The 12,910-nt window shown below is 49.7% G+C and carries 11 protein-coding genes; 7 read left to right on the top strand and 4 right to left on the bottom strand.

The annotated features are described in order from the left end of the window. Positions 1-145: 145 nt before the first annotated feature. Together DW350_RS19445 and modF are read left to right on the top strand one after the other, a co-directional pair. Positions 146-655: a glycine zipper 2TM domain-containing protein gene (locus tag DW350_RS19445; protein ID WP_152032964.1), complete on the top strand. Its 510-nt coding sequence runs from the start codon at positions 146-148 to the stop codon at positions 653-655. A gap of 170 nt (positions 656-825) precedes the next feature. After that, positions 826-2,232 (top strand): molybdate ABC transporter ATP-binding protein ModF, encoded by a 1,407-nt coding sequence (modF, locus tag DW350_RS09810; RefSeq protein WP_115718693.1) that lies wholly within the window; start codon positions 826-828, stop codon positions 2,230-2,232. A 56-nt stretch (positions 2,233-2,288) separates the two neighbouring features. Here modF and DW350_RS09805 read toward each other — a convergent pair whose 3' ends face one another. Beyond that, positions 2,289-4,184 carry a TRAP transporter permease gene (locus DW350_RS09805; RefSeq protein ID WP_115718692.1) on the bottom strand — a complete coding sequence of 632 codons (1,896 nt, stop codon included), beginning with the start codon at positions 4,182-4,184 and terminating at the stop codon, positions 2,289-2,291. Between the two features lie 5 nt (positions 4,185-4,189). Next, the gene (locus DW350_RS09800; RefSeq protein ID WP_115718691.1) at positions 4,190-5,122 is read right to left on the bottom strand and encodes a TAXI family TRAP transporter solute-binding subunit; all 933 of its coding nucleotides are present in this window, start codon (positions 5,120-5,122) and stop codon (positions 4,190-4,192) included. Positions 5,123-5,916: 794 nt separating this feature from the next. Between DW350_RS09800 and cyoA the strand changes: the two genes are divergently transcribed. From cyoA to cyoE, 5 genes are read left to right on the top strand one after another with little or no spacing between them, the layout of a single operon-like run. Next, the gene (gene cyoA, locus DW350_RS09795; protein WP_115718690.1) at positions 5,917-6,834 is read left to right on the top strand and encodes a ubiquinol oxidase subunit II; all 918 of its coding nucleotides are present in this window, start codon (positions 5,917-5,919) and stop codon (positions 6,832-6,834) included. A 2-nt stretch (positions 6,835-6,836) separates the two neighbouring features. Further along, on the top strand, positions 6,837-8,819 hold the full coding sequence (gene cyoB / locus DW350_RS09790) for a cytochrome o ubiquinol oxidase subunit I (RefSeq protein ID WP_115718689.1): 1,983 nt from the start codon (positions 6,837-6,839) through the stop codon (positions 8,817-8,819). 12 nt (positions 8,820-8,831) lie between these two features. Next, positions 8,832-9,440 carry a cytochrome o ubiquinol oxidase subunit III gene (cyoC, locus tag DW350_RS09785; RefSeq protein ID WP_115718688.1) on the top strand — a complete coding sequence of 203 codons (609 nt, stop codon included), beginning with the start codon at positions 8,832-8,834 and terminating at the stop codon, positions 9,438-9,440. Continuing rightward, entirely contained in the window at positions 9,440-9,775 is a 336-nt protein-coding gene (gene cyoD / locus DW350_RS09780) for a cytochrome o ubiquinol oxidase subunit IV (RefSeq protein WP_115718687.1), read from the top strand. Before cyoC ends, cyoD begins: the two co-directional genes overlap by 1 nt. A gap of 60 nt (positions 9,776-9,835) precedes the next feature. Next, positions 9,836-10,699 (top strand): heme o synthase, encoded by an 864-nt coding sequence (gene cyoE, locus DW350_RS09775; RefSeq protein WP_115718686.1) that lies wholly within the window; start codon positions 9,836-9,838, stop codon positions 10,697-10,699. Positions 10,700-10,757: 58 nt separating this feature from the next. Here the strand turns inward: cyoE and thrC are convergent, their stop codons facing one another. Continuing rightward, a complete protein-coding gene (gene thrC, locus DW350_RS09770) occupies positions 10,758-12,011 on the bottom strand; it encodes a threonine synthase (protein ID WP_115718685.1) in 1,254 nt (417 codons plus the stop codon). Further along, positions 12,011-12,910: a homoserine kinase gene (thrB, locus tag DW350_RS09765; protein WP_192954638.1), complete on the bottom strand. Its 900-nt coding sequence runs from the start codon at positions 12,908-12,910 to the stop codon at positions 12,011-12,013. Before thrB ends, thrC begins: the two co-directional genes overlap by 1 nt.

Here is a 12,910-nt window from a genome sequence, read left to right as displayed (position 1 = left end):
CCATTGCTTTGTTCAGTTTTAAAACAGTAACTGCGCCGAGGCTGAATGTAACGGCGGAATAAGACGGCCTCACTCGCCCCGTTCATTTTTTACCCAGCCCTTACCCTCTAAGCTTTAGCTGTCTCTTGCAACAAGAGGGTCAGCGATGAACAAGTCAATTCTGCTAGGAAGCATCGGTGGTGTGTTATCACTTGCCGTAGCTGGTGGTATTTTTTTGCATTTATATCCTACTAGCGATGAAGCGCGAGTGTTGTCGGTAAAACCGATACTGACCGATGCTCGCAAGCCTCGTCATGTCTGCCAAGATGTAACAGTGACTGTAAGGCCTTCTGGTAACAATAAAGAACGGCATTCTGAGCGCGCGTCAGAACCCAACGCAAATGCTCGCACTGCAACGTTAGTGACAAAAACGTCATCAGCAGGGTCTGCCGGAAAGCTTGAACCTACAGAGCTCAATCCTCTACAAAAACAGTCGTTAATGACAATAACTGAACGCAAATGCCATGTTGTGTTCGACCGTTATCAAAAGCTATTAGGCTTTGACGTGCGCTACCAGTGGCATGGTCAACTGGGTTCGGTAACGATGAACCAACGGCCAAATGGCACTATTCCCGTCAAAAATGGCCAGCTTGTGCTTAATTCCCCAGCCCCCTGAAGTTCTGGGAATGAAAAGCCCCTTTTGCTTGTTCGCCTCACCGCTTTGCGCCCGCCGTTTTTAAGTTTCTCAAGGGGATAACGGCTACCAAAGGTCAATGAGGGCTTGAAGGTGGCGATACTTTGTGACAAAACCAACAACCTCGTTGTTATTTCCCAGTGGAGTTGTTGATGTGGAGCCTTGAAAACGCTGAGTTTTACCTTTCGGAAGATAAAACACTAACGGTGCCACAGCTGCGTATTTCGCCTGGGAGTTGTTTGGTTATTACTGGCGGCAACGGTTCGGGAAAAACGGTTCTGGCGCGGGCAATTGCTGGCAAGCTTAAGCTGGTAAAGGGTAACCGTTCGGGACCTGTGTCTGATGCCTTAGTGTCAATGGACGAGCAACTTTTGCTGTGGGACAAAGCACTTAAGGCAGCAAATACGGACTTGGTTAAAGACGGCGAAGAGTTGGTGCCGACAGGCCGGCAGCTACTTGCTGATTTTCCGGATGCATTGTCATTGGCAACGGCTTTTGGCCTTGACCATGCGCTAGACAGGCCCTTTACCGTGTTATCGAGTGGGGAAGGGCGCAAATTGCTGCTGATCAAGGCGCTAGTAGGTAATGAGCCAATTTTACTATTGGACGAGCCGTTTAGTGGCCTGGACATTCAAGCGAGAAAGGTTTTGATGCAGCGCTTAACCGAGTTACATCAGGCAGGCACCACATTGGTTTTGGTGGTTAACCGGCGCGATGAAATTCCTGATTTTTGCGAGCAAATTGCCAAGCTGGCCGATTGTCAGCTTAATGAGCTTGTTTCCCCCGACCAGTTGCTTGGCGACGTAAAGCCTGCAGCTGATATTGCGTTACCGGCACCGCCAAAAGCGCCAGCTGCTGTGGCGAGGCCTCTTTTGAAAGTGGTGGATCTGACGATCCGCTATCAGGGGAATACCATTATCGATGGCCTTAGCTGGACCTTGGCACCTGGCCAACACTGGCAAATCGCCGGGCCAAATGGTGCCGGAAAGTCGACATTACTTTCCGTGCTCACCGGTGAGAACCCGCAAGGGTTTAGCAACGAGGTGTATCTATTTGGCAAACGCCGAGGTTCCGGCGAAACGCTATGGGATATTCGCCAATCGCAAGGTTTAGTTTCACCAGCACTGCACGGCGCCTATCGAGTAAATTGTTCGGCGTTGGATGTGGTTTTATCAGGATTTTTTGACTCGATAGGGCTCTATCAAAATGCCGGTGATAACCTTCGGCAGCTCGCAAGACAGTGGCTAGGTATCATTGGCATGGCGAACAAAGCCGACCACGCTTTTTTGGCATTGTCCTACGGCGAACAACGTTTGTTACTTATTGCCAGAGCCATGGTTAAACATCCGCCTTTGTTGATTTTGGACGAGCCTTACCAAGGCATAGATGAAAACTATCGGTTGCGTATCAACGGCTTTTTGAACCATTTAATGGAAAAAGGTGAAAGCCAGTTATTACTGGTTACCCATCATCAAGATGATTGCCCAAAAGGCATTACCCATCAGTTGCTTTTTGTGCCCGAAGGGGAAGGGTGGCATTACCAACAAATGCCGCTTTAGCAGCTAACGCTTAAAACAAAAAAGCCGGCTTAAAGCCGGCTTTTTTAGAGGGACCATCATGCAACGGCGGGGACCTTACGTCGCCAATCCCAAAGGATAATGGCAGCCAGAACAATCAAGGCACCAATACGCAGCACAGGGCTATGCACCAGCATTAAGGCGGCAATGACAAGCAATACCGCGCGAACTACCAGGTTCAGCCTATTAGCCAAAAGACCTTCAATACCGCATGCAAAGGCGATGATTAGGCCAATGGTGGCACTGATGGCAACGATGAAATCAAACGCGGTTTCATCAGCGCGCCAAAGCAGACCTGAGTAGGCCATCATCAGCGGAATAATGAAAAAGCCGAAGGCTAATTTAAACGCTTGCAGTGATGCCTTCATTGGCGACGCACCTGCAATACCGGCACCGGCGAAGGCTGCTAGTGCGATAGGCGGTGTGACGTTTGAGGTTTGCGACAGCCAGAATACGATCAGGTGAGCACTTAAGATTGGCACACCAAATTCATTGAGTGCCGGCACCGCCATAATCGACAGCACAATGTAGGCTGCCGTTACCGGCAAGCCCATACCCAGTACAACCGCAGCCAGGGCGATAAGGATAAATGCGCCCCACAAGTAGCCGCCAGACAATGCCAACAGCGCTTGGGTAAATTGCAAACCAATCCCAGTTTGCCCCACAACGCCCACCACAAGACCCGCTGTTGCACAGGCGGCACTGATAGGCAGGATCATCAAAGCACCGTCGCGTAAACCGGCGATAAGCGCTGAGAATTTAACCCAGGTTTTACGGCGGCTAAAGGCGGCAAGTACGATAGCCAAACAGCCCGCTAAGCCAACCAGTACTGGTGAGTAGCTCATTAACAGCAGCACGGTAATGAGGATCAAGGGCACTAAGTAATGCCAGCCTTGTTTGACAACAACGCGCACCTTCTCAACGTTATCCATACCTTTCAGGCCTAACTTGCACGCCATCAGGTGCACGTAAAGCAAGGTACAGAAGAAGTAAAGAATCGCCGGGGCGATAGACACCAACAGGATCTCGGAGTAGGGCAGGCCGGTAAACTGCGCCATAACAAAGGCCCCGGCCCCCATTACCGGCGGCATGATTTGCCCACCGGTGGATGCAGCGGCCTCAATACCGGCAGCCTGCTCGGGTTTATAACCGAGCTTTTTCATCATCGGGATGGTTAGGGCACCAGTGGTCACTGTGTTAGCAATAGCAGAGCCGGAAATGGAACCGAGCGCCGCCGATGCCAAAACCGAGGCCTTGGCCGGGCCACCACGGTAGCGACCCGCCACCGCAAAGGCGCAGTCGATAAAAAACTGACCGGCGCCGGTTACCTGTAATAAGGCACCAAAAAGCACAAATACAAAAACCACACCGGCAGAAATAGCCAGTGGCGCGCCAAACACACCGTTGGTTGAGAAGATGTGGAAACGGATCAGTTCTTGAAGGTCGAAGCCTTTGCTGGCGAACTCGTCGGGCAGCAAATTGCCCCAGATAGCATAAGCCAAGAAAATAATGGCAATAAGACTCATCACCCAGCCGACTGTACGGCGAGTAGCTTCCAGTAGCAGGACTATCAGTGCAGCACCGGTGTAGAGGTCAACATTACCTAAACCGTCTAGCAAGAAGCTCAAGTCATCGTAATCGAAGTGGGAAAGACGATAACCAGCCCAAGCTGCAACAAGTGCACAACCAAAATCGAAACAGCGGCCAGCAAGATAAAGCCCTTGGCTGGCACTGCCTTTTTTAAAGCTCGGTTTGACCAAAAAGATCAGAACCAAAACAAAACTAAGATGGATGGGGAGAAATACCGGAGCCGAAAGTTGGGCGGCTAACCCTTGCCAAATTTGAAATAGAGTAAGGGCTACCGCAATAGCCCCAATTAAATAATCGAACCCGCCAAGCTTGACGGGTTCTTTAACTGCTTCAGGTTGCTGCATGGGGCTTATTTGCCTTTCATCTCATTGTAATAAGCAAGGCTGCTGGGGTGCAGTGGGGCACCTTCTAAACGATCCATGTTGTCAACAGTGGTACTTTTGGCGACTGAAATAACATTTTTGATTTTGTCCATGTGGGCAAAAGCGGTTTTAACCATTTCGGTAGCCAACTTGGGATCCAAGTCTTTCTTCACAACCAGCACGTTCCAAACGGCAGGAGCGGTGAAGGCGGGTACTTTGTTGTAAGTCTCGGCTGCTATCTCCATGCCGGAATAGGCGGGCAGGGCGCTGTGAATTTTAGCCAATTCGTCTTTGCTGAAAGACAGCACACGAATATTACGGGTCAATGCCAATTCGGTAATGGCACCAACACCGGCACTACCAATAATGACACCGGCATCGATTTGGCCATTAGCCAAGGCTTCGGTTGTCGCGGTGTAGTTAAGGCTCTGGGCCTTAAAGTCACCTTCGTTGATACCCAGTGCTTTTAAGATGGCGGTAGAGCCAACACGGGTACCGGAACCCGGCGCACCAACAGAGACTTTTTTGCCTTTGAGATCTTCAACCGATTTGATATCGGAATTGGCAGGTACAATGAACTGCACCACGTTAGGATAGAGAGCGAAAAGAACAGAGATGTTCATCGGACGACGGAAAGGGGCTTCCCCTTTCATGGCGGCAAGAACTGAGTCGCCCATGGCGATACCCGCCAGTTCTTGGCCCGACGCGACTTTGATGATGTTTTCAACTGATGCGGCTGTAACTTCGGCGCGCATGTTGAAATCTTTGATGTTTTCGCTCCAAACCTTCGCCAGCATGCCGCCGTAGGGATAATAGGTGCCGCTCTGACTACCAGTACCGATGGTGTAGTTAGCCGCTGCTACAGGCAGACTGACTGCAAGCGACAACGTCACCAATGTGCGTTTAACCCAGGATGTCATAGTTGCATTTCCTTCTTGGTATTGTGTGCTGCCAGTTTATGAAGTTCTGGCTGTTTGTCAGTGAGACTTTAGTTTAATGCTCAATAGTGACAGCTTACGTTATTAGCGTGTTTCGTGCGTTAACTGTAACGCGACCGTTAGTGTCAAAAACATTATCAATATGATGCCACCAACTGTCTAGCCATCACATTGACGCTTAACGTCAATTGCCAGCCTGTTGTCGTTAACGGAATCTGGATGGCACTGCTACAGGCGAATTACTCGAATCCGGAATTTTTACTGGCTGGGGGCGGTATCGTTGCCTATACAGTATCGGGGTAGGGTAATGGGGTGAGCTTTACCAAAGCCGGTTTGTTACCGCGTCATTCTCAAAATTTTCCTTGATATATATCAAGCTGTTGTCAGTTATTTGGACTCTTTTTCTGATGGGGCTACACCGATCAGTTGCCGCATCGGGTAAACCCTAAAAAACGTAACAATGTTTTTGTTACATCCAACACCAGTAGGCCCTAGGCGCAGTCGCTTTCTTCTGTTGGAATATAGGAGGGATGCTCGGATTAATTTTTTTAATTCCACGTTGCATTTGTTTCAAACAAGGACGTGTTTTTAACTGTTTTCACTTAAAGGGGAAATAAGAAAAGGTGTTTTGTCCCGAACGATAGGCGGCATAGGCTTTTTCCACTGGATATGAAGGGGTTTTTCTTGGTACATTCCGCGGCTAACAATTACAAAGAAAGCCCCCGACAGTGAGCTTTAGGTTCCTCGAGGCAGTCATTTTGAGGTGAGGTTATGATATGAAAAGTAAGTGGTTGACCAGTCTAACTAAAGTGCTCTCCTTAGGAGCAGCCTTTTTGTTGGCTGGGTGCGATAACATGGTTCTTTTGAACCCCAAAGGGCCGGTTGGCCATGGTGAAATGAAACTGATCATCACAGCATTTATTTTGATGTTGTTGGTGGTGGTTCCTGTCATCATCATGACTATCGTGTTCGCCTGGCGGTATCGCGCCTCCAACACCAAGGCAACCTATAAACCTATGTGGTCCCACTCTAACGCGCTTGAAGCCGTGGTGTGGTCCATTCCCTTAATCATTATTTTGATTTTGGGTGTTCTGACTTACAAATCCACGCACGAGCTTGATCCGTATCGTCCTCTGGATTCTGCCAAAGAACCAATGACAGTCCAGGTCGTTTCTTTGGATTGGAAATGGGTGTTCATTTATCCCAAGCAAGGTATCGCCTCCGTCAACGAGCTGGTGATCCCAACCGGTACACCGGTGAAGTTTGAAATTACTTCCGGCACCGTAATGAACTCCTTCTTCATTCCGCAGCTGGGCGGTCAGATTTATGCCATGTCTGGTATGTCTACCCAACTTCATCTGCAAGCTGACCATCCCGGTACCTACGACGGCTTCTCTGCCAACTATAGTGGTGCAGGTTTCTCCGACATGAAGTTCAAGGCCATTGCCACTGCCAATGACCAAGACTTTGATGCGTGGGTTGCTAAGGTTAAGAACAGTGCAAATGACCTGACTTACCAGGGCTATGAAAAGATGGCGCTGAAGCAGAGTGTTCTGCCAGTTGAGTATTTCTCTTCTGTTGAGCCAAATATTTATACCCAGATCGTGAAAAGCTTCAAACACGTTCGTCAGAACAAGATTGAATACAATCACGAAATTGGTGAAAGAATGGGCGCTGCCAAGGCCGAGGAATAACGATGTTTGGAAAATTAACCTGGGATCAAATTCCCTATAATGTGCCTATCCTCATAGGCACCTTTGCGGTAGTTGCGCTGCTAGGTATTGTCCTAGTTGGTGCGCTGACCTACTACAAAAAGTGGGGCTACCTCTGGAAAGAATGGCTGACCTCGGTTGACCATAAAAAAATTGGTGTGATGTACATCGCCGTAGCCATGGTCATGCTGATCCGTGGTTTTGCTGACGCTATTATGATGCGTACTCAACTAGCAATGGCGCATGATGGCCACGGTGGCTTCTTGCCTCCGCACCATTACGATCAAATCTTTACCGCTCACGGCGTTATCATGATTATCTTCATGGCCATGCCGTTTATGATCGGTTTGATGAACATCGTTGTGCCTTTGCAAATTGGTGCGCGTGACGTTGCTTTCCCCTTCCTCAACAGCGTTAGTTTCTGGCTGTTTGTGGGCGGTGTAATTCTGGTGAACATCTCCTTGTTCGTTGGCCAGTTCGCCACCACCGGTTGGGTAGCGTATCCGCCGCTATCGGAAAAGGCCTTTAGTCCAAGTGTTGGTGTGGACTATTACATCTGGGCATTGCAAATCTCCGGTATTGGTACAACCCTGACCGGCGTTAACTTCTTCACTACTATCGTGAAGATGCGTGCTCCTGGTATGAAGCTGATGAACATGCCGGTATTTACCTGGACTATCCTGGTAACCACCGTCATCATCATGGGCGCTTTCCCGATGCTGACCGTTGCGTTGGCGATGCTGACTGTTGACCGTTATCTGGATTTCCACTTCTTCACAACTGACGCGGGCGGTAGTCCGATGATGTATGTGAACTTGTTCTGGGCCTGGGGTCACCCCGAGGTATACATCCTGATACTGCCGGCATTCGGTGTGTTCTCGGAAGTTATCTCTACCTTTAGTACCAAGCGGCTGTTTGGTTACACCTCAATGATTTACGCAACCTGCGCTATCGGCTTCTTGTCGTTCGTTGTATGGCTGCACCACTTCTTCACCATGGGGTCAGGCGCTAACGTCAACTCCTTCTTCGGTATTGCGACCATGATTATCGCGATCCCGACTGGTCTGAAGATCTTCAACTGGCTGTTCACCATGTTCCGTGGCCGCGTGCAATTTAATGCACCGGTGCTGTGGACGCTGGGCTTTATCATCACCTTCTCTATCGGTGGTATGACCGGTGTTCTGCTGGCCGTTCCGGGTGCTGACTTCCTGTTGCACAACAGCTTGTTCCTGATTGCTCACTTCCATAACGTTATCATTGGTGGTGTGGTATTTGGCTACCTGGCTGGTTTTGCTTACTGGTTCCCGAAAGCCTTTGGTTTCAAACTGAATGACAAACTTGGCCAAGCTGCCTTTTGGTGCTGGTTGGTTGGTTTTTACCTGGCCTTCATGCCGCTTTACGCACTGGGCTTTATGGGTATGACTCGCCGTTTGAACCACTACGACAACCCCGCCTGGACCCCTTGGCTGTATGTAGCTGAAGTGGGTGCGCTGGTTATCTTTGCCGGTATCATCCTGCAACTGGTACAGCTCTACGTAAGTATCCGTGACCGTGATAACAACCGTGACGAGACTGGCGATCCTTGGAATGCCCGTACTCTGGAATGGTCTACTTCTTCACCGCCGCCGTTCTATAACTTTGCCCACACTCCTGTTGTTGGCGAAGAGCTGGATGCCTGGTGGGAAATGAAAGAAAACGGTACTGCGCATCAGAAACCTGCTGCCTATGAGCCTATCCACATGCCGAAGAACACTGCTTCTGGTGTGGTGATCGGTGCTTTTGCAACTGTCTGTGGTTTTGCCCTGATCTGGTACATCTGGTGGCTGGTTATTGCTAGCTTTGTGGGCATGATTGCGACCGTTATCGTTCGCTCCTTCATCAAAGACGTGGATTACTATGTCCAAGTTGACGAAGTTGAGCGTATTGAAGGCGAGCACCACGAAAAGCTGGCCGCAGCGAAGGCGTAAGGAATAGTTAATATGTCGAGTGAAGCACTTCACGCACAGGATGCCCACGACCATGGGCATCACGATGCAGGAGCCCTGAAGGTTTTTGGCTTCTGGATCTACATCATGACCGACTGTATTTTGTTTGCGACTCTGTTCGCAGCTTATGCAGTCCTTTATAGCCACACTGCGGCTGGCCCTTCTGGTAAAGAAATTTTCGAACTGCCTTATGTGCTGGTCGAAACCTTCTTGCTGCTGTTCAGCTCCTTTACCAGTGGCTTGTCGATGCTGGCAGTACATGCCGGTAAAAAATCTCAGACCATTTTCTGGTTGATCATTACCGCGCTGCTGGGTGCAGGCTTTGTTGGGATGGAGATCTATGAATTCCATCACCTGATCGTAGAAGGGCATGGTCCTCAGCACAGTGCCTTCTTGTCTGCATTCTTCAGTCTGGTTGGTACTCACGGTCTGCACGTAAGCTTCGGCTTGTTGTGGATGATTGTGATGATCTATCAAGTTGCCCGTTACGGCCTGACCGACGTGAATAACACACGTCTGCAGTGTCTGAGCTTGTTCTGGCACTTCCTGGATATCGTCTGGATCTGTGTATTCACTGCTGTTTATCTGATGGGGGCCCTGTAATGAGTGGACATTCTCATACTGCGTCTGGCGCTAGCCATGGCTCTTTCAAGTCTTATTTAACCGGTTTTATTCTGTCGATCATTTTGACAGTTATTCCGTTTGCCTTAGTCATGAACAGCAGCGCTTCTATTGCTGTTACTGTGATTGTTATGGCAGTTGCAGGCTTGGCTCAGGTGTTTATACAGCTGGTGTTCTTCCTGCACATGAACCGCTCATCAGAGCAGCGTTGGAACGTTAATGCCTTTGTCTTCGCCATTATTATTGTTGCCATCTTGGTAGCGGGTACGGCGTGGATATTCTGGTATCTGTACGGTCTAACTATGATGACCCACTGAGGTCATTCCCAAGGGCAGCCTTCGGGCTGCCTTTTCATTCTCTAGCCAGCAGTATTCCCAATGATTAAGAAGTTCATAGGTATCACCAAACCAGGCATTATCTTCGGCAACTTGATTTCTGTTGCCGGTGGTTTTTTCCTGGCTTCCAAAGGTAATTACCATTGGCTGACTTTGGTCAGCACCCTGGTAGGGGTTTCTTTGGTTGTTGCCTGCGGTTGTGTACTGAACAACTGTATCGACAGGGACATCGATAAAAAGATGGAACGGACGCGCAATCGGGCCACTGCCACTGGTGAGTTGCCCCTGCCTGTTGCCCTGATTTACGGTGCTGTACTGGGGGTGTTGGGTATTGCCTTACTTTGGGCCACTACCAATCTATTGGCGGTGGGCATTGTTCTGGCAGGACTGGTGATTTACGTGGTTCTCTACAGTTTGGTGTTTAAACGCCACTCTGTACATGGCACCTTGATTGGCAGTTTTTCTGGCGCCGCGCCACCCTTGGTAGGCTACTGCGCAGTGACTAACCATCTGGATTTGGGGGCAGTTATTCTGTTCACCATGTTCAGCCTTTGGCAAATGCCACATTCCTATGCCATTGCTATTTTCCGTTTAAAGGATTATTCCGCAGCCTCTATTTGTGTGCTGCCGGTCGCTAAAGGTATAGGTGTAACGAAGAAGCACATTGTCGCCTACATCGTTGCCTTTGTGGTAGCAAGCCTGCTGTTGACCGTAACGGGTTATACCGGTTATGCCTACTTCTTGGTGGCATTAGGTCTTGGTACCTATTGGCTGCATATGGCCATTAAAGGTTATAAAACCAAAGACGACACGACCTGGGCACGAAAGCTGTTTGGATTTTCCATCCTTACCGTTACCTTGCTCAGCCTGATGATGTCACTGGACGCCGCTGTAGCAACAAGCTAAGCGTGATGTTTTAAGTAATTAAAAAAGGCACCTTGGGGTGCCTTTTTTATTAGGATATTTAGCCGTTGTTTTTCAATAAAACCGGCCTAAGCGCCTGCCAATCATTGGCAATGGTTTTCGACAGATTCTGCTTGGACATGGCTTCACTCAGTGCCTTGGGCAAAGGTAAATCGATAGACAAGATCTCAGCAACACTATCGGCAAATTTTGCCGGATGGGCGGTACACAAGAAGGCCCCTTTTTCTCCCGAGTGCAGGTTATCCATCAAGGCTTTGAAAGCCACAGCGCAATGCGGTTCTGGAAGGTAATCCAAGCTGTACATCGCCTTCATGCTGGCCTTGGTATCGGCTTCACTAATGGGCTGTGCTGTGAGCGACCAGTTAAAGGTGTTGAGGAGAAATTCTACCCGAGGCCAGTTATTGGGACGGCTAACATCCATGGCATTGGACAGGGTGGCGACGGTGTCATGGGGTTGCCATTGTCCGTCTTTTAAATAGCGCGGCACGGTATCGTTGCTGTTTGTGGCAGCGATGAAACGCTTAATCGGGGCGCCCATTGCCTTGGCCATTAAGCCTGCGGTGAGATCGCCAAAGTTACCACTGGGCACACTAACAACTAAGTCGGGCTGCGCCAATGCCATGTCCCAAAAGTACAGCACTTGTGCAAGTAGCCTACTGATATTAATCGAGTTTGCTGAATTTAAACCGATGGCCTTTTTCAGTTGCTCATCATCAAAAGCGGCCTTCACTAAGGCTTGGCAGTCATCAAAACTGCCTTCTACCGCCAAGGTTTCGATATTACCGCCAAGGGTGCAGAACAGCTGCTCTTGTGGTCGGCTGATTTTGCCTTTGGGGTAAAGTACTACCACTCGAACACCTTTTAGACCATGGAAGGCATGGGCGACTGCTGCACCGGTATCACCAGATGTTGCCGTTAAAATGGTGATAGGACTGCCATCGCTTAAGCGCGATAGACATTGCGCCATAAAGCGGGCGCCGAAATCTTTAAATGCCAGGGTGGGGCCGTGAAAAAGTTCAAGTGCGTAATGTGGGCCCACCTCGACTAAGGGCACGTCAAAAGGAAAGGCCTCGCTTATCATCTGTGCCAAATCAGAAGCAGAAAAAGTCTCAGCAAGAAACCCAGACAAAATGGCGTGATAGCGCTGGTGTCTGCCGAGTTTTGCCAGGGTTTTGGCATCCAGTTCAGGCAGCTGTTCTGGGAAAAACAGCCCTTGGTCTTTACCTAGGCCTTGTTTTACAGCCTGTTCAAAACTGACCTGTTGCTGAGGGTGTTTCAGGTTATAAAAATACATTACGACTCCAAGAACCGGGCACCGAGCTCGTCAACCCGGCAAAGATGAGCAAAACCCTGATTGGGGGCGACCCAATGTTGGGCCTCAGTAAGAGCGGCTTTGGCACTGGCCATATTGTCAAAAACGGCAAACATGGTGGGGCCTGAGCCGGAGAGGCCGCAGCTTAGTGCGCCTTTATTGATAAGTTGGTCTTTTAATGGGCCAAAGCCCGGTACTAACGGTGCACGGTGCGGCTCAACAATGGGATCGAACATCAGTGCTGCTGCCAGTTGTGGATCGCTTCGATATAAGGCATCAACAAAGCGGCCTAAACGTGAAGCCTGCGCTGTTGCATCGCTAAGTGGTATTGCTTTGGGGAGGATGGCGCGCATGGCTTTGGTTTCCAGGCGAATACCCGGGTATGCAAGTAGCCAAACCCATTCCTCTGGTACCGGCAGCTTGGCGTCGTGTAAGCACAAGCCACCAAGCAGGCATGGCAGTAAGTTATCCCAATGCACACCACCTGACAGCTCGCCTTCAAGTTCTGCCATCAGTGATTTTTCTTCTTCAGCGTCCAGAGGCGAACCAAAGTAGCGGTTAATCCCCATAACGGCAGCAACCACACTGGCAGCTGATGAACCAATACCGGAACCGATGGGCATGCCTTTTTCGAGATGCATGGCTACCGGGGTTTTTATGGCGGTCAGTTCCCGAAAGCGCCAAAGCGCCTTTTCAACAATGTTGGTGCCCTTTAGTTCATGGGCATAGGCACCAAAAACATCGAGGCTATCAATAGCGGCTTCTTCAATGCCAAAAATATCACCAATTGGCTCACCTTTGATGGGGGCGAGCGCAACGCCCAAACTATCAAACCCCACATTCAAGTTGGCCGATGTCGCGGGTGCGAAAACCTTGAGCAC

The sequence above is a fragment of the Gallaecimonas mangrovi genome, from assembly GCF_003367375.1.
GTDB lineage: Bacteria > Pseudomonadota > Gammaproteobacteria > Enterobacterales > Gallaecimonadaceae > Gallaecimonas > Gallaecimonas mangrovi.
Note: the sequence above shows the minus strand (reverse complement) of the source record. Positions and strands in the feature narration are given on the sequence as shown.

Bases quoted from the DNA above. Each gene is read 5' to 3' on its own strand.
- cyoB (WP_115718689.1), top strand. From the start codon at position 6,837: ATGTTTGGAAAATTAACCTGGGATCAAATTCCCTATAATGTGCCTATC.
- thrC (WP_115718685.1), bottom strand. From the start codon at position 12,011: ATGTATTTTTATAACCTGAAACACCCTCAGCAACAGGTCAGTTTTGAA.
- DW350_RS09805 (WP_115718692.1), bottom strand. From the start codon at position 4,184: ATGCAGCAACCTGAAGCAGTTAAAGAACCCGTCAAGCTTGGCGGGTTC.
- modF (WP_115718693.1), top strand. From the start codon at position 826: ATGTGGAGCCTTGAAAACGCTGAGTTTTACCTTTCGGAAGATAAAACA.
- DW350_RS09800 (WP_115718691.1), bottom strand. From the start codon at position 5,122: ATGACATCCTGGGTTAAACGCACATTGGTGACGTTGTCGCTTGCAGTC.
- cyoA (WP_115718690.1), top strand. From the start codon at position 5,917: ATGAAAAGTAAGTGGTTGACCAGTCTAACTAAAGTGCTCTCCTTAGGA.
- cyoC (WP_115718688.1), top strand. From the start codon at position 8,832: ATGTCGAGTGAAGCACTTCACGCACAGGATGCCCACGACCATGGGCAT.
- cyoD (WP_115718687.1), top strand. From the start codon at position 9,440: ATGAGTGGACATTCTCATACTGCGTCTGGCGCTAGCCATGGCTCTTTC.
- cyoE (WP_115718686.1), top strand. From the start codon at position 9,836: ATGATTAAGAAGTTCATAGGTATCACCAAACCAGGCATTATCTTCGGC.
- DW350_RS19445 (WP_152032964.1), top strand. From the start codon at position 146: ATGAACAAGTCAATTCTGCTAGGAAGCATCGGTGGTGTGTTATCACTT.